Annotated in this window: 18 protein-coding genes; 11 read left to right on the top strand and 7 right to left on the bottom strand. The window is 59.6% G+C overall.

From position 1 onward, the window contains the following. Nucleotides 1-45: 45 nt before the first annotated feature. Both NW853_RS02180 and NW853_RS02175 read right to left on the bottom strand, forming a co-directional pair. Nucleotides 46-894 carry a M28 family peptidase gene (locus tag NW853_RS02180; protein WP_414347491.1) on the bottom strand — a complete coding sequence of 283 codons (849 nt, stop codon included), beginning with the start codon at nt 892-894 and terminating at the stop codon, nt 46-48. Continuing rightward, nucleotides 891-1,667 carry an HAD family hydrolase gene (locus NW853_RS02175; RefSeq protein WP_414347488.1) on the bottom strand — a complete coding sequence of 259 codons (777 nt, stop codon included), beginning with the start codon at nt 1,665-1,667 and terminating at the stop codon, nt 891-893. The genes NW853_RS02180 and NW853_RS02175 overlap by 4 nt, the downstream gene beginning before the upstream one ends. A gap of 144 nt (nt 1,668-1,811) precedes the next feature. Here NW853_RS02175 and lpdA point away from each other — a divergent pair, with 144 nt between their 5' ends. The 3 genes from lpdA to NW853_RS02160 all read left to right on the top strand — a co-directional run bounded on the left by lpdA (nt 1,812) and on the right by NW853_RS02160 (nt 5,311). Continuing rightward, a complete protein-coding gene (gene lpdA, locus NW853_RS02170) occupies nt 1,812-3,194 on the top strand; it encodes a dihydrolipoyl dehydrogenase (RefSeq protein ID WP_414333768.1) in 1,383 nt (460 codons plus the stop codon). Between the two features lie 99 nt (nt 3,195-3,293). Further along, complete coding sequence (locus tag NW853_RS02165) at nt 3,294-4,601, top strand: class I SAM-dependent methyltransferase (protein ID WP_414347486.1); 1,308 nt, start codon at nt 3,294-3,296, stop codon at nt 4,599-4,601. A gap of 65 nt (nt 4,602-4,666) precedes the next feature. Then, entirely contained in the window at nt 4,667-5,311 is a 645-nt protein-coding gene (locus NW853_RS02160) for a DUF305 domain-containing protein (RefSeq protein WP_414347483.1), read from the top strand. A 188-nt stretch (nt 5,312-5,499) separates the two neighbouring features. Here the strand turns inward: NW853_RS02160 and NW853_RS02155 are convergent, their stop codons facing one another. Then, nucleotides 5,500-5,700: a hypothetical protein gene (locus NW853_RS02155; protein WP_414333773.1), complete on the bottom strand. Its 201-nt coding sequence runs from the start codon at nt 5,698-5,700 to the stop codon at nt 5,500-5,502. Between the two features lie 459 nt (nt 5,701-6,159). Here NW853_RS02155 and NW853_RS02150 point away from each other — a divergent pair, with 459 nt between their 5' ends. From NW853_RS02150 to NW853_RS02130, 5 genes are all read left to right on the top strand, one after another. Further along, nucleotides 6,160-7,929 (top strand): dipeptide ABC transporter ATP-binding protein, encoded by a 1,770-nt coding sequence (locus NW853_RS02150; protein WP_414347480.1) that lies wholly within the window; start codon nt 6,160-6,162, stop codon nt 7,927-7,929. 148 nt (nt 7,930-8,077) lie between these two features. After that, nucleotides 8,078-8,830, top strand: a complete 753-nt coding sequence (locus NW853_RS02145) for a response regulator transcription factor (protein WP_414333777.1) — start codon at nt 8,078-8,080, stop codon at nt 8,828-8,830. A 70-nt stretch (nt 8,831-8,900) separates the two neighbouring features. Further along, entirely contained in the window at nt 8,901-11,009 is a 2,109-nt protein-coding gene (locus NW853_RS02140) for a TIGR00300 family protein (RefSeq protein WP_414347477.1), read from the top strand. An 85-nt stretch (nt 11,010-11,094) separates the two neighbouring features. Then, nucleotides 11,095-11,448, top strand: coding sequence for a hypothetical protein (locus NW853_RS02135; protein WP_414333781.1), 354 nt, complete (start codon nt 11,095-11,097; stop codon nt 11,446-11,448). Between the two features lie 30 nt (nt 11,449-11,478). Continuing rightward, complete coding sequence (locus NW853_RS02130) at nt 11,479-12,261, top strand: S-adenosyl-l-methionine hydroxide adenosyltransferase family protein (protein ID WP_414347474.1); 783 nt, start codon at nt 11,479-11,481, stop codon at nt 12,259-12,261. Nucleotides 12,262-12,302: 41 nt separating this feature from the next. Here the strand turns inward: NW853_RS02130 and NW853_RS02125 are convergent, their stop codons facing one another. After that, nucleotides 12,303-12,749 (bottom strand): Hsp20/alpha crystallin family protein, encoded by a 447-nt coding sequence (locus NW853_RS02125; RefSeq protein WP_414347471.1) that lies wholly within the window; start codon nt 12,747-12,749, stop codon nt 12,303-12,305. Between the two features lie 301 nt (nt 12,750-13,050). On the opposite strand from NW853_RS02125, the gene NW853_RS02120 reads away from it, so the two are divergent. After that, the gene (locus NW853_RS02120) at nt 13,051-13,317 is read left to right on the top strand and encodes a 2Fe-2S iron-sulfur cluster-binding protein (RefSeq protein WP_414333785.1); all 267 of its coding nucleotides are present in this window, start codon (nt 13,051-13,053) and stop codon (nt 13,315-13,317) included. A gap of 203 nt (nt 13,318-13,520) precedes the next feature. Continuing rightward, nucleotides 13,521-17,645, top strand: a complete 4,125-nt coding sequence (locus NW853_RS02115) for a hypothetical protein (protein WP_414347468.1) — start codon at nt 13,521-13,523, stop codon at nt 17,643-17,645. A 13-nt stretch (nt 17,646-17,658) separates the two neighbouring features. Here the strand turns inward: NW853_RS02115 and NW853_RS02110 are convergent, their stop codons facing one another. The 3 genes from NW853_RS02110 to ffh are packed head-to-tail and all read right to left on the bottom strand — an operon-like array spanning nt 17,659 to nt 20,693. Beyond that, nucleotides 17,659-18,720 (bottom strand): histidinol-phosphate transaminase, encoded by a 1,062-nt coding sequence (locus tag NW853_RS02110; RefSeq protein WP_414333788.1) that lies wholly within the window; start codon nt 18,718-18,720, stop codon nt 17,659-17,661. 48 nt (nt 18,721-18,768) lie between these two features. Continuing rightward, nucleotides 18,769-19,227: a tRNA (cytidine(34)-2'-O)-methyltransferase gene (locus tag NW853_RS02105; protein ID WP_414333789.1), complete on the bottom strand. Its 459-nt coding sequence runs from the start codon at nt 19,225-19,227 to the stop codon at nt 18,769-18,771. An 8-nt stretch (nt 19,228-19,235) separates the two neighbouring features. After that, complete coding sequence (gene ffh / locus NW853_RS02100) at nt 19,236-20,693, bottom strand: signal recognition particle protein (protein ID WP_414333791.1); 1,458 nt, start codon at nt 20,691-20,693, stop codon at nt 19,236-19,238. Nucleotides 20,694-20,851: 158 nt separating this feature from the next. Here ffh and NW853_RS02095 point away from each other — a divergent pair, with 158 nt between their 5' ends. After that, nucleotides 20,852-22,312 carry a carotenoid oxygenase family protein gene (locus tag NW853_RS02095; protein WP_414347465.1) on the top strand — a complete coding sequence of 487 codons (1,461 nt, stop codon included), beginning with the start codon at nt 20,852-20,854 and terminating at the stop codon, nt 22,310-22,312. The last annotated feature ends 39 nt before the right edge of the window (nt 22,313-22,351 follow it).

Genomic DNA, 22,351 nt, shown 5'->3' with positions numbered 1-22,351 from the left:
GCCCCTCTCCCTCAGGGAGAGGGGAGTTGGGAATCGAGGTCGCGGCTAGAGGGATCCAAGACCTTGCCTCAAGCCCTGGCAGACCCCCAGTAAAAAGTCAAGATCTAGGGTCTCAAGGGTGTCGCTGAGCTTGTGGTAGTGGGGGTTGCGCAAGAAGGCGGTGTCGGTCACCATAACCGCGGGGTAGCCTACATCCCAAAAGGGGGAGTGGTCGCTAAGGCGGGTAAGCGGCAGGATCAAACCCCGCTGGCCGGCCGGCAACCAGCAACACGGGATCCCCGCCTGCTGAAAACTGTGCTGTAGCCTCAGCAGATCCCCCAGGGCGGGCCAGTTGCCAATCAGGCCAATGTAATCCCCCCGGTCAGGGTAGAACCGCTCCAGGCCGGCGGGGTAGCGCTGGGATCCGGGCGTGGGATCGCGGTAGCCCAGCATCTCCAGAGAGAGCATCAGCCGCAGGGGTTGGCGCTGTTGTCTAAGAAAGCGGGCGTAGGCCTTGCTCCCCAGCAGGCCCCGCTCTTCTAGGTCAAAGGCCACTAGCCACAGGGAGGAAAGGGCGGGATGGGTGGCAAAATGGCGGGCCAGCTCCAGCAGCACCGCCACACCGCTGGCGTTGTCGTCGGCTCCAGGGGTGGCCGGGGCAGCGTCAAAATGAGCCCCGACCAGAACGGGCGGTCGGCGGGGATGGGATCCCGGCAATTTCAAGATCCAGTTGCGGTGCTGGCAGCCCCGAGCCTCGAAGGAGAAAGATTCTACAAGCCCATAGCGGGAAAGCTCCTCTTGGATGTAGCGCTCCACCTGGCTGTGGCCCAGGGGCGACCAGTCGGGATCCCGCGGCTGGGCCACTTGCTGCAGGTGATCCCGGAGGCGCTGTTGCAGGTGGGGATCTTGGATCACTTTTCTTGCTCGGCAAGGGCTTGGGCATGAACCTGGCGGGCCAGCTCCAGGGTGAAGTAGCGGTGGGATCCCGCCCTTCCCGCCAGCACCTGAAACGGCAACTCAGGCTCCCCCAGGTGATCCAGCACCAAGGCTGCTCCGGAAAAGTCTTGCTCCCGGGTGTAATCGTTAACCGTCACCACGGCGGGGATGCCCGCCTGCTGGGCCGAGCGCAGCCCGTTCTCAGAGTCCTCAAAGGCCAGGCACTCCTGGGGGCGCAGCCCCATCTGTTCCAGCGTGTAGAAGTAGATGTCGGGGGCGGGCTTTTTGGCGGGGACAATATCGCCGGCAGCGATCACCTCAAACCAGCTCAGGCTCTCCGGCAGGGTGTGCTCCAGAAGGGCCGTCACGTTTTCGGGCGTGGTGGTGGTGGCGATGGCCAGGCGGATCCCGGCGGCTCTGGCCTCCTGCAAGAGGCGCTTGACTCCGGGGCGCAAGGGGATCCCTCCTTGGGCCAGCAGAGCTGTGTAGTGGCGGGTCTTGGCCTGGTGCAGCCGGGCTATTAGGGCCGTCAGGTCTTCCCCGGCAGGCAGCGGCGGCTGACAGGTCTCGACGAAGTGGCGAATGCGCTCTTTACCGCCCGTAATAGCCAGGAGCTGGCCGTAGAGCTCCACCGACCAGTGCCAGTCCAAGCCTGCCTCGGCAAAGGCGGCGTTAAAGGCCACGCGGTGCCCATCCCGCTCCGTATCCGCCAGCGTGCCATCCACGTCGAAAATCAAAGCTTGCAGTTCCATGCGCACCCCCCGTTCCCACCCCGCCAGCCTCCTGTCAACTGGGCAGGCGACCCTATGCTACCTCATGGTTTGGATGCTCTCAGCCAGGTTCCTGGGAAGGCCAACAAGATGAGAAAATGAGGCACCGGTTATCCAAGTCTCGCCATGAGCTTCGATTTTGACTTGATCATCATTGGTGCCGGCGTCGGCGGCCACGGCGCAGCGCTGCATGCCGTCGAATCCGGCCTCAAAACCGCCATCGTCGAAGGTGCGGAAATGGGCGGCACCTGTATCAACCGCGGCTGCATCCCCTCCAAGGCTCTGCTGGCCGCCTCCGGCCGCCTGCGGGAACTGCAACACAGCGCTGGGCTGGGCATCCAAGTGGGATCCGTCCAGGCTGACCGGGGGGCGATTGCCAATCACGCCACCCAGGTGGTGGAGAAGATCCGCGCCGACATGACTCGCTCCCTGGAGAAGCTGGGGGTAACAATCCTGCGAGGGCGGGGCAGGCTGGCGGGATCCCAAATGGTTGAAGTCCAGGAAGAGAAGGGATCTCGAACCTACACGGCGCGGGATGTGATTCTGGCCACGGGTTCCCGACCCTTTGTGCCGCCGGGGATCCAAGTAGATGGCCGCACGGTCTTTACCAGCGACGAGGCGGTGCGGTTGGAGTGGATCCCGGAGCGGCTGGCCATCATCGGCAGCGGCTACATTGGCCAGGAGTTTGCCGACGTCTACACGGCGCTGGGATCCCAGGTCATTCTCATCGAGGCCCTGGAGACCCTGATGCCGGCCTTTGACCCCGACATTGCCCGCCTGGCCCAGCGGGTGCTGATCAAACCCAGGCAAATCCAGACCTATGTGGGCGTGCTGGCCAAGCAGGTGATCCCTGGCCAGCCGGTGACGATCCACCTCTCTAATGGCGAGACACTGCAGGTGGATGGCTGCCTGGTGGCCGCCGGTCGGATCCCGGTCTCAGAAGGGCTGGGCCTGGCGGAGCTGGGGGTTATCACGGACAAGCGCGGCTTTGTACCCGTAGATAGCCGCATGGCCACCGAATTGCCCCACCTCTGGGCCATTGGTGATGTGACGGGCAAGCTGATGCTGGCCCACGCGGCAGCGGCCCAGGGGCGGGTGGCGGTGGAAAACATCTGTGGCCGCCCTGCTTACATGGATTACCTGAGCATCCCGGCGGCGGTGTTCACCCACCCGGAGATGGGCTTTGTGGGGCTAACCGAGCCCCAGGCCAAAGCCGAGGGCTACAGCGTGGGCACGGTGCGCACCTACTTTGGTGGCAACTCCAAGGCCATCGCCTCTGGCGAGACGGAGGGCATGGTCAAGCTGGTCTTCGATAAGGAGGCAGGGCTTTTGCTGGGATCCCACATTTTTGGGCCGCATGCTGCGGATCTCATCCACGAGGCGGCCCAGGCCATCGCCCGCCGCGCCACGGTGCAAGAGCTGGCCCGCCTGGTGCACGTTCACCCCACCCTGGCAGAGACGCTGGAGGAAGCCTACCGGCGAGCTGCCCACAGTTTGACCGCAGCCTAGCCGTGCCCTGCTGCCGACCGACACGGGCCGACTTGACGGCCAAAACCGGTCTAAAAACCTACAAAGACTCTTAGGATAGGGGGGAAGAGGTGGGAGGACGTGGCTTTGGCCAACGAAGCGGAGATCACCCAGGCGGTGCAGGCCCAGTACGAGGCGTTTCCCTACCCGCCCGTTCCCTACGACCGGCCCTTTGAGGGCTTTTCCAGTCTGGGCAGCTACATTCTGGCCCAATACGCCCGCACCCGCACCTTGCAGAAGCCCAGCGGGGCCAGATTTTTGGTGGCCGGCTGCGGCACCGGCTGGGAGGTGCACGGCATTGCCGCCAGCAACCCCGGCTATGGCGCCGTGGTCGGGATCGACCTCAGCCGCCCGGCCCTGGAGATCGCCCAAAAACGGATCAAGTACCACGGCCTGCGCAACTGCTCAGTGCACTATGGGGATCTGATGGATCCCTCCACTTGGCCGGAGGGGAGCTTCGACATGATCAGCTCCTATGGGGTGATCCACCACACCGCCGATCCGGTCAAGGCTTTGAGAAACTTGGCCTCGCGCCTAGCTCCCGAGGGGGTAATGGCGCTGATGCTCTACAACCGTTCTGGCCGTTGGCACCTCTACCGCATTCGCCGCGCTCTGGAGCTGCTGGGGATTACTCCGCCGGCCACCCCGGAAAAGATCGAATTTGTGCGGCAATTGTTAAAGGCAGCCCATCCCAGTTCCATGCTGGCCCGGCATGCCAAGGCTCACGAGGAATACTACTTACCAGATGAGAACATCGTCGATAACTTCTTCCATGCCAACGACATTCCTTTTGACATTGGCGAGATCCCCGACCTTTTGGCCCAGGCGGGTCTGGAGTTTATCGATGTTGCCCCCTACTTGGACTATTGGAATGCCAAGCCCTTAATTGCCGCCACCCACCCGGAGTTCCACCGCCGCTACGAGGCCCTCGCCCGCATTGATCAACTGCGGGTCATCGAGTACTTGGAGCCCCTCTACCACACGCAAAATCTCTTTTGGTGCTGCCACCAGGGCAAGAAGGTGGCCAACTGGGATCCCTTCACAGCCGAGTTTTTCCGTAGCTCCCGTTGGCAGCTTAACCCCCTCTTTCTCCAGCACGGCCAGGTGCGCTACTGGGATCAAAAGATCCCCCTTTCGGATCTGCTGGGCAAGGTGGATCCCGCCCAGATTGTGACCCAAAAGATGGACATCTTCTGGCCCATTGCTCGGATCCCTGGCAAGATGATCGCCTCCAGCCGCTACCAGGTGGTGGAGCTGCTGCTGCCTCTGGCCAACCAAGCCCGCTCCGGCAGCGAGATTTTGGATCAGCACGCCGAGAGAGCCGAGCACGTCCTTCATCTGTTTCAACAGTGGGAAGCCGACCGCTTAGTTCTCCGAGTTGCTTCCTAACTCCCCAAAGGGAGTAGGGGAGAGGCTGTAGAATACAAGGCCGTTGTCGCCAGGAAGAAATAGCGATGCTCTTCAACAAGACTGCCCGTGGTCTGCTCCTTGCCGGCGCATTTGTCCTCAGCACTCCGTGGGTTGGCGGGGGGGTGAGGACAGAGGCCGCTTCCCACGACACCAATAGGGATCCCTCTGTCCCCATGGCTCACCTGATGAGCCTCGGCCCTGCAGATGAATCCTTTGATCTGCGCTTCCTCGACGCCATGATCCTCCATCATGAGGGAGCTGTGAGCATGGCTGAAGAAGCCCTGCAAAAATCCCGGCGGCGGGAAATTCGTCAATTGGCAGAGGCTATCTTGACGGCCCAAAGCCAAGAAATCGAGCAAATGCGGGCGTGGCGGCTGAGCTGGTACCCACAAGCTCCACAGGATCCCATGATGTGGCACGAGGAAATGGGGCACCTGATGGCCATGACCCCAGAAATGATCTCCCACATGCGCATGGATACAGACCTGGGATCCGCCGACCGAGAGTTTGACCGGCGATTTCTGCAGGCGATGATCCAGCACCACGAGGGGGCTTTGAGCATGGCCGGAGAGGCACTGAAGAAATCCAAGCGCCCCGAGATCCGTCAACTGGCAGAGGCGATTGTGGTTACCCAGCAGACGGAGATCCAGCAGATGCGCGCTTGGCAAAAGCAGTGGTATCCGCAGTAGGGTAGGGCTAGCTACAGGGATCCCTGCCCCATCCGTAGATCTATCCCAGAAGGCTGGACAGGACGGGGGCACCCTCTCAAGGGGTTCAAGCTCGTCACCATGCGGGGGGCGGCGACGGCTCTCTTGAGGGCTCTTCCGCCCCCCACTAAACTACAGGGCAAGTTCTAGACCCGATCTGGGCACTGTCTTCAATCAAGGCCGGGCTTTTTACAAGGATCGGAAGTAGCCTTCACCTCTTGGCGCAGAATGGCTTCAACCAGCTCGTCCAGAGCTTCTAGGTCGGATGGATCATAGCTTCTTTCCCAGAGGATTTGGTTAATGCTGGACTCCTGCTGTGGAGTTAGAATCGAGGATTTTAAAACTTCATCGAGGATCTCGGGAATGCTCATCTTAACCTCGCCATCTGAAGTCAGAATTTATAAACCTAGCCTATAGAATGCCGGAAGTGCCCTTGGATAGCCATCGCGAGGATCACGTATTTTGACGATCAAAATCCGGGGTGATCCATGCAAAGCTTTCGGGGAAATCGCCAATGGTAGTTTTACCGAGTTTGGCTATGGGTGCTGTCTAAATCTACGAGCTTCTCAGGATCTTCTCCGATAAGCGTGTCTAGCGATGAGGGCAGCTTGTGCCTCACAATCTAACCTATATATCTATATCTCTCTATAATCTCTCTATATTATCGACACTTCCTGGACACCTGCTGAAATCTCTCATTTGAGTTCTTAAAAGGCAAGCCTGCTGCAAACCCCAAAGCCCTCAACCTCCCCTTGGGAACTGGAGAGAACTTGGGCAGCCGGGGTCAGTGGTCTATAATCCTGCCAATCCTCCTAATTGCCATAGTCGCCATGGCTGATGCTGCTCTTGTTGCCGAGGCTGCCCTGTTGACTGTACAAGGGCTACGGGTTTTCTTGCCCAGCCGCCCGGTTGGTCTTGGCAGGACAGAGGTGGTGGATGGGCTGTCTTTTCGGATAGGGATCGGCCAGACTTTGGGCCTGGTGGGGGAGTCGGGATCCGGCAAAACCATGACTGCCCTGACGCTGATCGATCTGTTGCCCAGCTCGGCCCGGGTGGAAGGCAAAATCCTCTTCAGGGGCCCCAACGGCACGGTGGACTGGCTGCGGTTGGATCCCCAGGAACGGCGGCGCTACCGCGGAGCCCAGATCGCCATGATCTTCCAAGAGCCGAGCACCGCCCTCAACCCCCTCTACACCTGTGGCCAGCAATTGCAGGAAACCCTGCGGGCCAACACCTCCCTAACCCCGACGGAGATCCGCGCCCAAGCCATCCGCCTGTTTGAGGAGGTGCAGCTTTCTCCCCAGATGCTGGAGCGCTACCCCCATCAGCTCTCTGGCGGCCAAATCCAACGGGCGGCTATTGCCTGTGCCATCGCCTCCAACCCCAAACTGTTGATTGCCGATGAGCCGACCACCGCTCTGGATGTAACGGTACAAGCCGAGATCTTGCGCCTGCTCCGGGATCTGCAACAGCAGCGGCAGATGGCGATCCTCTTCATCACCCACGACCTCAATTTGGTGGCGGAATTGGCAGATCAGGTGGTGGTGATGTGCCGCGGCCAAGCTGTGGAACAAGGATCGGTGGAGCAGATCTTTGGCAATCCCCAGCACCCCTACACCCGCGGCCTGCTGGCCTGCCGCCCGGTGTTGGAGCGGCGGTTGCGGCGACTGCCCACCGTCCAGGATTTTCAGGAGAAGGGGGGATCCCTCGAGGAGCGGTGGCAGCAACTGGAGATCCCAGCCGCCGAAGAGGAAGAACGGCTGCGCCGGATAGGCAGCCAGCCCCCTCTGTTGCAGGTGCGGGATCTGCGCACCCACTATGCCGTCCGTCGCGGGCCATTGGGCCGCCAGGTGGGCGAGATCCGGGCTGTGGACGGGATCAGCTTCGACCTGTATCCGGGGGAAACCCTGGGGGTGGTGGGAGAGTCCGGCTGCGGCAAAACCACCCTGGGGCGAACCCTGCTGCGCCTGATCCGCGCCAGCTCCGGCCAGGTAATCTACAACGGGGAGGATTGGCTCCGCCTGCCGCCTCAACGCTTACGCCGCCGCCGCCGCGAGATTCAGCTTATCTTTCAGGATCCGGCGGCTGCCTTGGACCCGCGCATGAGTGTGGGAGCCAGCGTCATGGAGCCGATGGCGCTGCACGGGATTGGGAGAAACGCCGCCGAGCGCCGGGCACGAGCCCAACGCCTGTTTGAACGAGTTGGGTTGGATCCCGAGGCGCTGGATCGGCTGCCCCACCAATTTTCGGGAGGACAGCGGCAGCGGATCTGTATTGCCCGCGCCCTGGCCTCAGAGCCGCGCCTGGTTGTCTGCGATGAAGCGGTGTCTTCCCTGGATGTCTCCGTGCAGGCCCAGGTGCTGAACTTGCTCAAGGATCTGCAGGAGGAACTGGGGCTGACCTACCTGTTCATCTCCCACGACTTGAGTGTGGTCAAGTTCATGAGCGACCGCATCCTGGTCATGAACCGAGGCCGCATCGAAGAAATCGGCCCTGCTTTCCAGATCTACCGGCAGCCGCAGCAGGACTACACCCGCCGCCTTATCGCCGCCATTCCCAAAGGGGATCCGAAAAAGCGTGGTGCCCGCCAAGCCGGATGAAGGGTTTCCCCTGGAGCCGCACCCACGCACCTCCCGGCCAGATTTGCAATGAGGCTAGAATTAAGTAAACTTTGAGTCGTAAAGCTTTGGACTCCTTGTTAGCTGATTTAACAAAACGTTTTATCCGCAGTGTGGGCTGCAACCGGCTATGGCTCGCATACTCATCATTGAGGACGACCCTTCGATTCTGGATATTCTGCGTATCAATCTGGAGTTGGCGGGCTACGAGGTCGTGAAGGCCACCGATGGGGTACGCGGACAAGCACTGGCTCTGCAGGTTCTCCCGGATCTCATCATTCTCGACCTGATGCTGCCCCAGGTGGATGGCCTGACGGTTTGCCAGCGCTTGCGGCGGGAGGAGCGCACCAGCGAGATCCCGATCCTGATGCTCACCGCCCTTGGCCAAACCCAAGATAAGATCGAAGGCTTCAATGCCGGTGCCGACGACTACCTAACCAAGCCTTTTGAGGTGCAGGAGCTGCTGGTGCGGGTGCGGGCCCTGTTGCGTCGCTCGGATCGGATCCCACAGGCGGCCAAGCACGGCGAGATCCTCACCTATGGCCCTCTCACGCTGGTGCCGGAGCGGTTTGAGGCGCTGTGGTTCGGCAAAACCATCAAGCTCACCCACCTGGAGTTTGATCTGCTCCACTGCCTGATGCAGCGACATGGCCAGACGGTTTCCCCCAGCGAAATCCTGCAGGAGGTGTGGGGCTACGAGCCTGACGACGACATCGAGACCATCCGCGTCCATATCCGCCACCTGCGCACCAAGCTGGAGCCGGATCCGCGCCACCCCCAGTACATCAAGACCGTCTATGGGGCGGGCTACTGTCTGGAGCTGCCCAACATCGCCGATCCCGGCCCACCGCAGCCAGAACTGGCGAAAGAGTCCCTCAAGTAATGCTTGAGGATGTTGCTCACACAACTGCTAATCTAGGGGATGCCCTGCTGCGGATTGCGGTCTGAGGTTTATGTCTGGTGCAATTCAGTATCTGATGTGCCCACCCGACCATTACGAGGTGGACTACGTGATCAATCCCTGGATGGTGGGAAATGTCCACCGCTCTTCGCGAGAACGGGCGCTGCAGCAGTGGCAGGCTCTCTATCGGCATCTCTCGCAGCGGGCGGAGGTGAAACTGATCCAGCCGGTGCCAGGATGGCCGGATATGGTCTTTACGGCGAATGCTGGGCTCATCCTCGGATCCACGGTGGTGCTGAGCCGTTTTTATCACCCGGAGCGGCAGGGGGAACAGCCCTATTTCAAGGCCTGGTTTGAGGAACAGGGCTACACCGTCCATGAGCTGCCGCCGGCCCTGGCTTTTGAGGGGGCGGGAGATGCTCTGCTGGATCGGGCAGGGCGCTGGCTGTGGGCGGGCTATGGCTTTCGCTCCATGCTGGAGTCCCATCCTTACCTGGCCAAGTGGCTGGGGATCGAGGTGTTGTCTTTGCGGCTGGTGGACGAGCGGTTTTACCATCTGGACACCTGCTTTTGCCCTCTCTCCGAGGGCTATTTGCTCTACTACCCGCCGGCCTTCGATGCCTATTCCAACCGCCTGATCGAGATGCGGGTGCCCCCCGAAAAGCGGATCCCGGTTCAGGAAGCGGATGCCGTTCACTTTGCCTGCAACGCCGTGGATGTGAACGGCACGATCCTGGTGAACCGGGTCAGCCCAGAGCTGGAAGCCACCCTACAGGAGCGGGGCTTTACGGTCGTGCAGACGGAGCTGACGGAGTTCCTCAAGGCTGGCGGGGCGGCCAAGTGTCTGACGCTGCGCCTGGACGAGACGGTGGCTCCGCAAAGCGAGCCGGTAGCCACGGTGCTCAGCCGGACGGTGACCCTGGAGGGACACTTGGTGGACAGCGACCTGCTCACCCGCGCCGTCGATTGCATTGTGGACAATGGCGGCAGCTTCCAGATCCTCAAGTTTCAGCTTGGGGAAAAGCGGCAGAGCACTTCCAGAGTAGAGCTGGCCGTTTCGGCTCCCACCGAGGAGGCGCTGGATACCATTCTCAGCGCCTTGATCGAGCGGGGGGCGCGCCTGTCGGACGAGACCTTGCAAGATGCCCGCCTGGAACGGGTGGAGAAGGCGGGGGTGGCTCCCGACGATTTTTATGTCACCACCATCTACCCGACACAGGTGCGGGTGGCCGGCCAGTGGATCCCGGTGCAGCGGCAGCGCATGGACGGGGTGATCGTGGTCAAGGGATCCACAGCCTATTGCACTCTGATTCGCGATCTGCAGGTGGGGGATGCGGTGGTCTGCGGGGTGGAAGGGATCCGCACCGTGCGCCAGGCCAGCAAAGAGCGCTCTTCCCAGGAGTTTACCTTTATGGGATCGGGGGTCTCCAGCGAGCGGCGGGTGGAGCTTCTGGTGGAGCAGATCGCCTGGGAGCTGCGGCAGATCAAAGAGCGGGGCGGCAAAACGGTGGTGGTGGCAGGGCCGGTGGTCATTCACACCGGCGGCGGCTCCCATTTGGCTACCCTCATCCGCGAGGGCTATGTACAGGCCCTGTTGGGGGGCAATGCCATTGCCGTTCACGACCTGGAGCAAAATCTCTACGGCACCTCGCTGGGGGTGGATCTGTCGCGGGGCACCCCGGTCAAGGGCGGCCATAAGCATCACCTCAAAACCATTAACCTCATCCGCAAGTACGGCAGCATTCGGGCCGCCGTGGAAGCGGGCGTGATTACCGGCGGGGTGTTCTACGAGTGCATTCGCGCCCAGGTGCCTTTCTCGCTGGCCGGATCCATCCGCGACGATGGGCCGCTGCCGGATACGGAGATGGATCTGATCAAGGCCCAAGAGGATTACGCACGGCTGCTACAGGGGGCCGACATGGTGCTGATGCTCTCCAGCATGTTGCACTCGATCGGGGCCGGGAACATGACGCCTGCCGGGGTCAAGTTGATCTGTGTGGACATCAACCCGGCGGTGGTGACCAAGCTGGCGGATCGGGGATCCCTGGAGTCGGTGGGGATCGTCACCGATGTTGGCCTGTTCTTGAGCCTGCTGGTGCAGCAGTTGGCCCGTCTGGGACAGGTGTACAAGCGACCAGAACCCGCCCTTGCCGCCCGCTAGCCACCCCATCCCCAATGGCTGCTACCCTGTAGGTGTCTTTGCCGAAGTTTCAATTGGCCTTGGTTAATTTCAATGAGGAGACCCTATGCCGCTGCCTCCGGATGCTGGAGCTTGGTGGTGGGTATTGTTGGCCTCTGTAGCGGCTTGTATTCCTCTATTCTTTCCGGGGTTTTGGCTGACCAACTTTTATTCCAACCTGTTCAAAGCCTGGTTTGGACACGCCTTTGCCGAGGGGTTGGGACTGGGGGGCCTGTTTCTCACGATAGTGCTGAGTGTTCTCTATCCTCTGGGATTCTTTTGGGGATACTTGGCGATGTTGCCGCTGCGTTCTTTGGGATCCTGGGTGTGGGGAGTGGGGATCCTGGTGGCCGGCCTGTGGACGCTGTTGGTGTTTGCTCTGTTGTACTTTGACGCTCTGGATCAGGCGCGTCGATTGTAGGAAGAGGTCAGCGCTCGAGATCTTTAAAGTATGCCTTTCATTAGCCTGCTGACGGATTTTGGCCTGCAGGATCCCTATGTGGGCATCCTGAAAGGGGTGATCTGGGGGATCGCTCCCCAAGCCCAACTGATCGACCTCAGCCACGGGATCCCGCCCCAGGATGTGGCGGCAGCCCGCTTTGCCCTGATGACCGCCTATCCCCATTTGCCTTCTGGAACCATTCACCTGGCGGTGGTGGATCCGGGGGTGGGGAGCCATCGCCGGGCGGTGGCCATCCAAACCCAAGAGGGCTATTTGGTCGGCCCCGACAACGGCCTCTTCAGCGGCGTTTTGGAGCAATCTCCACCTCTGGCTGCTGTGGAACTCAACCGGCCCCGCTATTGGCGCACCCTTTCCCCCAGCCGCACCTTTCACGGGCGGGATATTTTTGCCCCCGTGGCCGCCCACCTGGCCAACGGGATCCCGCTTCTGGAGCTGGGAGATCCCTTCGATGTGGCGGAGCTAACTCCCTGGAATTGGCCCCAGCCTCAGGAGGAGCCCAACGGCTGGCGCGGCCTCATCCAAGCCATCGACCACTTCGGCAACGGCATCACCAACCTGCCCGGCCACTGGGTGGAAGGTCGAAGCTGGAGCGCCTGGATCAAAGGGATCCCTGTCCGCTCCGCGGCCACCTTCGCCGAGGGAAGGCAAGGGGAGCTGCTGGCCCTGGTGGGCAGCTCCGGCTGGGTGGAGATCGTGCAAAACCGGGGCAACGCCAGCCGCAGCCTCGATTTCAAAGTAGGGGATGAGGTGCGCCTACAGTGGAATGGCTAGCTCCCTCACCCCCGACCCCTCTCCCAGAGGGAGAGGGGAGACTAGGCAGGTTGGCTTTCCACCGTCACCGCTTCCGAGGGGGTTGAAGTGCCCACTTGAACTTTGACCACCCGCGCGGCATCGGCCTTGGGCAGGGTGAGGGTGAGAATGCCGTCGCGGTAGGTAGCCGAGACTTTTTCCGGCTGAATAGTTTTGCTCAGTTTGAGGGTGCGTTGAAAAGGTTGCGCTTCTACCTCTTGATAGAGCAATTCGGCACCTTCAGGGCCATGAACCTGGATCTCGCCGCTGATGGAAAGCTGCTGGGCTGTGGCCTCAATGTGGAAACGCTCTCGATCGGCGCCGGGCGCCCACAACTGGACGGTGTAGGCCTCGCCGCTCTCCCAAACCTGCAGCGGTGTAGGGAAGACTGGGCGAGGTCGCTCTCTCGAGCTCTGCTGCCTTGGTTGCAGCCGCACGTCGAGCACCGGTGCAAAGTAAACCAATGACATAGCCCCTCCTTGCGTAACAGGGTAAATAGATAGACAACCCAACAGGAACAGCGCTTCGGATCCCGCCGCTCGACGAACCCCCCACCTGGAAAAGCCGCCATCCAATGGGATCCAAAGCCAATCCTGCTCCAATCATCCAAGAAAGCCATTTGAACGAGGGCGGGCAAACCGATCTGCGAGAGACAGGATCCCCTCACCTCATGGAAAAGCGGCATGAGAAGCAACGGAACCATCCATTGTCCATGTAAAACATCTTGGTCAAAACAGATGAGGTAGAGGTGAGTCAAAAAAGAGGACCGTCATGGATCCTGCTCCCATCCCCATCCGATTTCAGTGCGGCTTTTGCACGCCCGGGGTGATCCTGACTGCCCGCTGGCTTTGGGAGCAAGGGATCCCTGCTGGCTCCGCAACGCTGACACCCAAGGAGGCAGAATTGTGGGATCAATTGCGGGGCAACCTTTGCCGCTGCACGGGCTATCAAGCGATTTTGGAGAGCATTCAAGGGATCCAATCCAGCATTTGCTTAAGCGTTGCGGAGCAATATGGCACCTCAGCCCGTTCGCGCTAGCGGCGCGGAGCGCCAACCTAGCTCCTAGTTCAATCAGAATTGCAAATAGTTTCACAAAAACTTAAATCAAGATAACCTGATTGATTCATAGATTTTTATGGGCGATAAGCGGAGCGCAAAAAAATTAAGACTTTTGGCATACGGATCATTCCCAATGCTTGACCGGCACTAGGATAGTTATCAGGTATACCTGGCGAGATCCCATGTACGTCTACTGCACAAGAGAAGTTCTGGAAGAGGGCGCTCAATATGATCTGAAGGTATTGATAGAACGGCTGGAGCAGGGGGATCGCACGCTTTTGAGCCAGTTGTTCGACGTTCGTTATCCTTACTGGAAGCGCAACCTGCGCGACAACATTCGCTTGGTGGGCGAGCTGCGCCATCTGGGAGAGGAGTCGGTTTTGGTCTTGTTTGGCCTCTGGCCAAGAGGTAGCCATGAGTACCAGGAATTTTTAGATCGGCGGGAGGCTCGCGACTATCAAGAGCGGGTGAGAAACTGGGCTCCTGACGGCCAGTTGCAGGATTGGCTGGCAGAAAGGCGGTGTAAAAAATTACAAGAGGAAAATGGACAAAACCGGCTTCCTCCTTTGCCCGATGAGCTGTATGAATGGACACAGTTTTTGAATGCTCCCAATCGGCAGGAGCGGCTGGTCTTGGAAAGTGGGGAATGGGTGTGGCAAGTGCAAGCCCTTTCTCCAGAGCAGCGGCGCCAGGTTTATCGGGCGGTGGCCGAGTTTGTTGCCAATGAGACAGGCGAGATCTACCGCCAGCTCCCCAGCTTTTATCCAGGGGCAGAGGTCAAATGCTGGCAAGAGGGATCCCTGCATCTGGTCCTCAGCCTGGTGCGGCTGTGCGAGCAGCAAGGGGTCTTCTTTCCATTTCTCGTCGGGGTTTACGACCATAGCCCAGAGCAAAAAGAACGGTTTGAGCTGGGAGGTCGAACCTGCCTCTTTGGGATGGGGGCCAAGCAGCCGGATATTCTCCAGCACCCACAACCGTTGGAGGTATGGAAGCGGTACGCCCGTCGCGCCTACCCGGACTACATCGTGGCGGATGAGACCCTTTGGCTGGAAATGCAGGAGAGCACAGAGGGAAACCTGGCTTTGTCCATGGAGGAGGAAGAAATCCTGCAAAGCACATCTATGCCCCTGCTGATCAACGGGCGAGCCGGCAGCGGCAAGTCTTTGATGTTGTACTATCGCTTTGCCGACTATTGTAGCCACTACCTCAAAACTTCAAGGCAGGGAACTTCTCCCTACCACCCTCTCTTTTTGACCTATAGCGCCAGTTTGGTGCAGCAAGCTCGCGACAGGGTGAGCACAATTTTGCGCATTAGCCATCGCTATCGTGAGGAGGGCTATAGCTTTTCAGCCGAAGAAATTCGGCAGTGTCGAGCTTTTTTTAGGACTTTTCAGGATTACCTGTTGGGCTGTCTTCCCCCTGAGCGACAGGAACGCTACCAGCCGGATCAGTATATCAATTTTTATCGATTTCAGAACTGGTATCGCTGTCGCCATGATGTGGATCTAGAGTTGGCTTGGCACACCATTCGCACCCTGATCAAAGGCTATGAGGTAAGCGATTACTTGGATCCCGATGGCTATCGGGAAGTGCCCGAGGCCGACCGCAGTGTGGATGAAAGATCCTTTGAGCAGATTTACAAAGGGATTTGGCCAAGCTATCGGGAACGCATCACTCGCGAGGGCTACTGGGATGATCAAGACTTAGCTAGAGATGTGTTGCAAAATGGCACGCTTAACCCAATCCATCCGGTCATCTTTTGCGATGAGGTTCAGGACTTTACCCAACTTGAGCTGAATATTATTTTCTGTTTATCCCCTTGGGGGAAATACAAGTTAGATTGGGCCGTTGAGCGCCTGCCCTACGCCTTTGCTGGGGATCCCTTACAAACCATTAACCCAACAGGATTTCGTTGGGCTGCCCTGAAAAAATATCTCTACGAGCATATCCGCGCCTACCTATTGCCAACCCATCCCTTTAAGATCGAGGATCCCCAAGAGCTGAAAAATAACTATCGTAGCAACCCCCAAATTACTCGTTTTAGCAATGTGGTCAATCTATGGCGGCGGGTCCTCAGCGGCAATCGAGAAATCTATCCCCAGCAGCCCTGGCGTTCTCAAGAGCAAGGTATACCAGTTCAACAATTTGTGCTGGATGGCCAGGAAAAAAATTTAATTGAAAGTGAATTGAGAAATATGCTTAGCGACCTCACAGGAACAGTTTGTGTCTTACCCTGTTCTACAGGGGATGAGCTAAACTATGTGAGGCGGGATCCCGAACTTCAAAAAGTCTATGCCGAGGAGTTAGAGCAGAATCTCAAACCACCTCTTCTACAAACTGTTACAGCCGTCAAGGGAATGGAGTTCAAAAAAGTTATTCTCTACAAATTTGGAGACTACTACCGGCAGAAATTCGATCAAAACCTTAAACATTACACCCGGAGAGGCAGAGGAGAACTGGGCTTACAGTACTTTCTCAACCAATTGTATGTTGGTATTACCCGCCCCACTCAGGCTTTGGCTATTGTGGACACTTCTGCTGGTTGGCGGGAATTCTGGAACCCGAGCTTAGAACTTAACTTTTGGCTCGATCATCCTTCTCTGGAAGAGGATTGGTCAAAATGGAACACTGATCCGCCACTGCTGGGCTGCCCCGTCAAAGCCATGAATATCCAATACTGGACAAATACCAGCCTGAAAGATTTGCTGGAGTCGGCTCTTGAGCTACTTGGGCGCGGCGTAGAAGAAGGTAACCTTTCGCTGCTTGAGGATGTTCAAACTCTGGTGCAGAAAGCAGATAACCCGCAATTAGAGCAAGAATGTCGGGCTTGGATCTTCAAGCTCCGGAAGGAATATCTTTCAGCAGGACAACAGTTCCTGAGCTTGGAGAAGTCGGCTCTGCCCGGTAAAAATCTCAAACGAGAAGCCTGGGAGTGCTTCTGGAGAGCAAGGGCTTGGTCGGAGCTGCAGCAGCACACTGCCACCCACTTTGCCGGGTGCCCTGGGATCCCAGACTACAGTCCTCTGGTGGATTGGATGGTGGTGACTCAAAAAACCTCTGCCAAGCCTGTGGAGCGCTTCCGACAACTGGTGCGGGTGCGAGATTGGCTGAGCACTGAAGTCATCCCCAAGAACAACGACTCCGTCCCGCTTACGCGAACAGATCCCACTTGGAAAGCCTGTGTGGAGAAGTTTTTGGCGGAACTCCAAGAAGTCCTGGACAATTTGCAAACGTTTTGTCCTGAGGTGGAGGCCCGCAGCCGGTTTTTGCAAGAGACGCTCGCGGCTTTGGGGGGAAACTTGGCCTTTCTCGGCCAGCGGCAGCCGTCTGCGGATCGGTATTACCGGATTTGGGGCACCTGTCATTTTCAGCAAGGGCAATTTAAAGAGGCAGTTGCCATTTGGGATCAAGGTGGCCAAACGGAGCATTCCCGCTACTACCGGGCCAAGATCCAACTGGAACCTTTTCCCGGCAAGGTGAGGTGGCTATCCAAAGACCGGCAGGACGCAGCAGTGGTGAGCAAATGGCAGGAGGCGGGACGTCCCCTCGCGGGCGAGTGGGAGGAGTACATCGACGATGTCATCCTCAGCCTGGAACGCTTGAAAGAGTGGCCGCTGCTGCTGCGAGTCCTGATCCGGCGCCGCCAGTGGGAGAAGCTCTGGAAAGCGGTACAGGCCCACCCGCAGGCGTGGCAGCGGGGACACGATTACGAGCTGGTGGCCTGTATGGCTCGAGATCTCCAGACCAACTGGGAAGAGCTGAGGCGGAAATCCCCTGGGCTGCGAGATTTTCTTCAGGAAGTGGTAAGCAGTGTGCGCGGGGAGCACGCTTGGTGGCTGCAGCCGCTGGAGGTGGGCCTGGCCTACGAGCGACTGGGCCGCTACCGAGACGCGCTCAGGTTTTATGAGCGCTTCACCGAAGGCAGAATCGGTAGAATCCCAAGATGGCAACGCTCTCAGATTCGGCAGCGCTGGCTTCTGGTTCACAAGAAGTATCGAGATTCTCTGCAGGCGGAGGGGCGACCGACCGATCTTTTGGCGGAGGAGTTTAGCCGCGCTCAAGAGCGCTGGCGTGAGCAACTGCCCCAGGCAGAGCCTGAGCTGGAGGAACGGGATCCCTGGGCCTATGACTTTCTTGAGTACCCCAGCCCTGTTCAAAGTTGGCTGCTGCAGCAGGCTCAAACCGACGCCCAGAGACGACTCAGAGCGGAAATTGCCCAAGCGCTGGAGCAACTGGACGAACGACAATTGCAGCAGGTGCAAAGCTGGATCCAGCGCTTCTTGTCCATAGATCCACCCCGGCTCTAGAGGCAGGTTAGAGCTATGGCAAGAGCTGCCGCAGGCGCTCCAGGGCGCGTCGGTTTTCTGCGGGGGTGCCCACCGTCAGGCGCAGCCCGCCGCCGGTACAGCGCACGCAAGTTCCCAGCTCTTGCCAGGCCCGTTGTAAATCTTGGGGATCCCATCCTGCCACCCGGAAGTAGAGAAAATTGGCCTGGCTAGGCCACACCCGCACTCCCGGCAGCTCCTGCAGGGCTTGGTAGAGGGCTTCCCGCTCCTGACGGATAAGGGGTAGGTCGGCCAAAAACTCCTCGGCATGTTCCAGGGCGATCTGAACGGCCCACTGGGAGATGGCCGAGAGATTGTAGGGCAGGCGGATGGCATCCAGCACCCGGACGAGCTGCGGGTGGCCGATGGCATAGCCCACTCGGTGGGCCGCCAGGCGAAAGGCTTTGGAGAAGGTGCGCAAGATAACCCAGTTGGGGTGCTCCGCCAGCTTGGGCAGGGCCGTGTGTTGGCTGAACTCGAAATAGGCCTCATCGAGGATCACCAAAATCTCGGCGGGCAACCCTTCCACCCAGGCCCACTCGGCGGTGCTCAGGCCGTTGCCGGTAGGCGAATTGGGATCCACCAAACACACCACCCGCACCCGCTGCTCCACTACGGCCTGTTGACACCGCTCCAGATCCAGGGCAAAGGTCTCGGCATGGCGCGGCACCCGCACCACCGGGATCCCCAGGCTCTGGGCCAGGATGGCGTACATGGAGAAGGTGGGCTCGGCAACCAAAATGCCGCCCCGCCCGCCCACACAGGTGGCGATGAGCAGCGAACGGATCAGTTCATCTGACCCATTGCCCAGGCTGATTTGGTCAGGATCGGCCCCGGCATAGGCGGCAATGGCCTGCTTGAGGCCCCGGTGCTGGGCATCGGGGTAGCGGTTGCTCGGGATCCCTTTTTCCCAGAGCAGCGAGAGCTTTTGCTTGAACCCTTCCGGCCAATCGAGGGGAAACTCATTGGCGTCCAGCTTGTCGGCAGCCGGGGTGGGCACGGCGTCGTAGGGCTTGAGATGAAGCAAATCGGGACGCAGATACTGCAAAGCACACATCTTCCTGACGGAGAGAAGCTCTGATCATAACAGGATCGGCCCGACCCCTCATGCCTTTGTCAGGGATCCCTGTTGACGTAATGCCTCAAAAAGGGCAATGGCCACGGCATTGCTGAGGTTGAGGCTGCGCACCGGCCCCCGCAGCGGGATGCGCACGCTGGGATAGGTTTCCAAGAACACGGGATCCAACCCCCGGCTTTCGCTGCCGAACACCAGCCAATCTCCCGGCTGATAGGACACCTCGGTGTAGAGGGCCTGGCCGCGCACGCTAAAGCACCAGAAACGAGCCTCAGGATGGGCCTGCAGCAAAGCCGACCAGGAGGGGTAGCGATAGAGCTGGACGTGCTGCCAGTAGTCCAGCCCCGCCCGCTTGAGATAGCGATCCGAGAGGCGAAACCCCAAAGGATCTACCAGATGGAGAGGGGTATCGGTGGCTGCACAGGTGCGGGCGATGTTTCCCGTGTTGGCCGGGATCTCTGGGGCAACCAAAACAACGTGGAAGGGCATGTCTTATTTTACTTGCCCCCAAAGCCGCGGTTACTGCCCCCTTTTTTGCCTCCACCTTTGCCCGGTTTGCGGCTGGGCTGTGGCCGGGCAGGAGGGGCTGTCGAACGTCCGCGCCAACTGGGATCCCCGCCGGGAAGAGGGGTGCGCCCGCCCCCCCACCCGGGAAAACCACCGCCCATGCCCATGTTGCGCATCATGTCGCGCATGCGCTGGAAATCGCTCACCAGTCGGCTGACATCCTCCAGCTTATGGCCAGATCCACGGGCCACCCGTCGTTTGCGGCTGACACTGCGGGCCAACAGGTCGGGATTGCGGCGCTCTTCGGGCGTCATGGAGTTGATCATGGCCTCGGCGCGGGCCAGTTGGTCTTGCCCCTTTTGCAATTGTTCCTCGCTGATTTTGCCCATCCCCGGCATCAGCCGCAGCAGCCCCGCCAGGGATCCCATGCGTTTGATCAGGCGCATCTGCTTGAGGAAATCGGTGAAATCAAACTGGGCGGTCATCATCTTCTCCGCCATGCTGGCGGCATCGCCCAGGTCGATCTCTTCTTGGGCTTTTTCCACCAAGCTGAGGATATCCCCCATACCCAAAATGCGCGAGGCCATGCGATCTGGGTAAAAGGGATCCAGCGCTTCCACTTTTTCGCCGACACCGACGAACTTGATCGGCTGGCCGGAAACTTGGCGAATGGAGAGGGCCGCCCCGCCACGAGTATCCCCATCCAGCTTGGTGAGGATGGCGCCGGTGATGCCCAGGCGCTCATGGAAGGCTTGGGTAAGGCTGGCCGCCTCTTGGCCGATCATGGCGTCCACCACCAGCAAGATCTCGTGCGGCTGCACCGCCGCCTTAATCCGCTCCAGCTCGGCCATCATCTCCAGGTCGATCTGCAGGCGACCGGCAGTATCTAAAATTACATAGTCGTAGCCCTGTTCCCGCGCGGCTGCTACCCCCTGCCGGGCGATCTCCACGGGATCCGTCTTGCCCAGATCGAAAACGGGGATCTGAATTTGCTGGCCCAGAGTTTTGAGCTGATCGATAGCCGCCGGACGGTAGATATCCCCGGCCACCAGGAGGGACTTTTTGCCCTGCTTGCGCAAATACAAAGCCAGCTTGGCGCAGGTGGTGGTTTTGCCGGATCCCTGCAGGCCGGCCATGAGCACAATGGTGGGGGGCTGCTCCGCTTGGGCGATGGGCACGTTGGCCTCTCCCATCACCTTGACCAGCTCGTCATGGACGATCTTGATGAACTGCTGATCCGGCGTCACCCCCAGGATCACCTCGGAGCCCAGGGCAGCTTCCCGCACATCCTCGATAAACTGCTTCACCACCTGCAGATTGACATCCGCATCCAGAAGGGCGCGCCGCACCTCCCGCAGAGCTTCCTGAATGTTGGTTTCGGTGATTTTGTCCTGGCCGCGCAGCTTTCTCCAGGCCAATTCCAACTTCTCGGAGAGGGCATCAAACATGGGTGCTGTTTATCCTGTCAGGCGCTTCTGGGGCATTTCCTACCATAGTCCAGTTGGGGCAACTTCAGCTTGGGGATCCCAAGCGAGGCTGACCCAGAAAAACTGGTAACTTTACAAAAGTTTAAGCAACAATAGAAGGCGTTGCTTGCCGATCTCCCATGGTCAGTATCGCTTCTCTCTCCTACAGCAGCACCGACTGGCAGTTGGGCTATCGCTCTTTGCGCCAGGAGTACGACTATTGGATTACGGAGATCGAGGGGCGGATCCCGGAGCGGCTGCGGGGAACCCTATTTCGCAATGGCCCCGGCAAGCTGGAGGCGGGATCCCAGCGCTACGGCCATCCTTTTGACGGCGACGGCATGATCTGTGCCATCACCTTTGTGGCGGGGAAGGTTCATTTTCGCAACCGGTTTGTGCGCACCCCTGAGTTTGAGGCAGAGGAGAAGGCGGGCCGGGTGCTCTACCGCGGCGTGTTTGGCACCCAGAAGCCGGGAGGCTGGTGGGCCAATTTTTTGGATCTGAAATGGAAGAACCCCGCCAACACCAACGTCCTCTGCCTGGGCGACAAGCTGCTGGCGCTGTGGGAGGCCAGCGCCCCCTACCGCCTGAACCCGGCCACCTTGGCCACGGAGGGGATCGAAACATTTGCCGGCGGGATCTCCGCCAGCCAGCCTTTTACCGCCCATCCCCGGCGGGATCCCCACACGGGAGATCTCATCGCCTTCGGGGTGCGAGCTGCCCTCAACTCCACCTTGTTGCTGTACCGTCTGGATGCGCGCGGGCGCTTGCTGGAACAGCGGGACTACCGCCTGCCGGGCTTTGCCTTCCTGCACGATTTTGTCTGGACACCCCGCTACCGCATCTTTTTCCAAAATCCGGTGGTCTTCAACCCCCTGCCGTTTGTGTTGGGCTGGCAGCCGGCGGGCACCTGTCTGACCTTGAAGCCCGGAGAACCGACCCGCATCTGGCTCTTTCCCCAAGAGGGCGAGCCCCTGCAACTGGAAACAGAGCCGGGGTTTGTGTTCCATTTTGTCAACGGCTACGAAGTCGGGGAGCAGGTGGTGGTGGATGCCGTCCTCTATGAGAACTATCCTGCCCTGGAGCCAGATGCCGACTACCTGCAGATCGACTTTGCCCAGGTGCCAGCCGGCAAGCTGTGGCGGTTTGAGCTGGATCCCAAGGCGGGCAGTGTGAGGCGGGAACTGCTGCTGGATCGCTCGGTGGAGTTTCCGGCCATCCACCCAGCTCAAATGGGGGGATCCCACCGCTACATCTACATTGGAGCCACCCATGCGCCTGGCCCCAATGCTCCCCTACAGGCCATTCTCAAGTTGGATACCGCCACAGGCCGCACGCAGCAGTACAGCTTTGCCCCGCGCGGCTTTGTGGGAGAGCCGGTGTTCATCCCGGATCCGGAGACCCCAGCAGAAGAGGCGGGGTGGATTGTGACGGTGGTTTTTGATGCGGCCAGCCAGCGCTCTCAGGTGGTGATCCTGGATGCCTCAGACCTGGCTGCCGGCCCGGTGGCGCGGATCCCGTTGCGGCACCACATTCCCTATGGCCTACATGGCAGTTTTACTCCCCAGGTGTGGGTAGATGCCGATCCGAACAAAGGATAGGGGAGCGATCTGGGGATGGTTAAATCGATTTCTCTGGCT

Origin of the sequence: Synechococcus sp. H55.11 (genome assembly GCF_047462475.1) — a bacterium.
Taxonomy (GTDB): domain Bacteria; phylum Cyanobacteriota; class Cyanobacteriia; order Thermostichales; family Thermostichaceae; genus Thermostichus.
Note: the sequence above shows the minus strand (reverse complement) of the source record. Positions and strands in the feature narration are given on the sequence as shown.

Excerpts from the sequence above, each read along its gene's own strand:
- NW853_RS02175 (WP_414347488.1), bottom strand. The coding sequence starts at position 1,667 with ATGGAACTGCAAGCTTTGATTTTCGACGTGGATGGCACGCTGGCGGAT.
- lpdA (WP_414333768.1), top strand. The coding sequence starts at position 1,812 with ATGAGCTTCGATTTTGACTTGATCATCATTGGTGCCGGCGTCGGCGGC.
- NW853_RS02160 (WP_414347483.1), top strand. The coding sequence starts at position 4,667 with ATGCTCTTCAACAAGACTGCCCGTGGTCTGCTCCTTGCCGGCGCATTT.
- NW853_RS02155 (WP_414333773.1), bottom strand. The coding sequence starts at position 5,700 with ATGAGCATTCCCGAGATCCTCGATGAAGTTTTAAAATCCTCGATTCTA.
- NW853_RS02150 (WP_414347480.1), top strand. The coding sequence starts at position 6,160 with ATGGCTGATGCTGCTCTTGTTGCCGAGGCTGCCCTGTTGACTGTACAA.
- NW853_RS02145 (WP_414333777.1), top strand. The coding sequence starts at position 8,078 with ATGGCTCGCATACTCATCATTGAGGACGACCCTTCGATTCTGGATATT.
- NW853_RS02140 (WP_414347477.1), top strand. The coding sequence starts at position 8,901 with ATGTCTGGTGCAATTCAGTATCTGATGTGCCCACCCGACCATTACGAG.
- NW853_RS02135 (WP_414333781.1), top strand. The coding sequence starts at position 11,095 with ATGCCGCTGCCTCCGGATGCTGGAGCTTGGTGGTGGGTATTGTTGGCC.
- NW853_RS02130 (WP_414347474.1), top strand. The coding sequence starts at position 11,479 with ATGCCTTTCATTAGCCTGCTGACGGATTTTGGCCTGCAGGATCCCTAT.
- NW853_RS02125 (WP_414347471.1), bottom strand. The coding sequence starts at position 12,749 with ATGTCATTGGTTTACTTTGCACCGGTGCTCGACGTGCGGCTGCAACCA.
- NW853_RS02120 (WP_414333785.1), top strand. The coding sequence starts at position 13,051 with ATGGATCCTGCTCCCATCCCCATCCGATTTCAGTGCGGCTTTTGCACG.
- NW853_RS02115 (WP_414347468.1), top strand. The coding sequence starts at position 13,521 with ATGTACGTCTACTGCACAAGAGAAGTTCTGGAAGAGGGCGCTCAATAT.
- NW853_RS02110 (WP_414333788.1), bottom strand. The coding sequence starts at position 18,720 with ATGTGTGCTTTGCAGTATCTGCGTCCCGATTTGCTTCATCTCAAGCCC.
- NW853_RS02105 (WP_414333789.1), bottom strand. The coding sequence starts at position 19,227 with ATGCCCTTCCACGTTGTTTTGGTTGCCCCAGAGATCCCGGCCAACACG.
- ffh (WP_414333791.1), bottom strand. The coding sequence starts at position 20,693 with ATGTTTGATGCCCTCTCCGAGAAGTTGGAATTGGCCTGGAGAAAGCTG.
- NW853_RS02095 (WP_414347465.1), top strand. The coding sequence starts at position 20,852 with ATGGTCAGTATCGCTTCTCTCTCCTACAGCAGCACCGACTGGCAGTTG.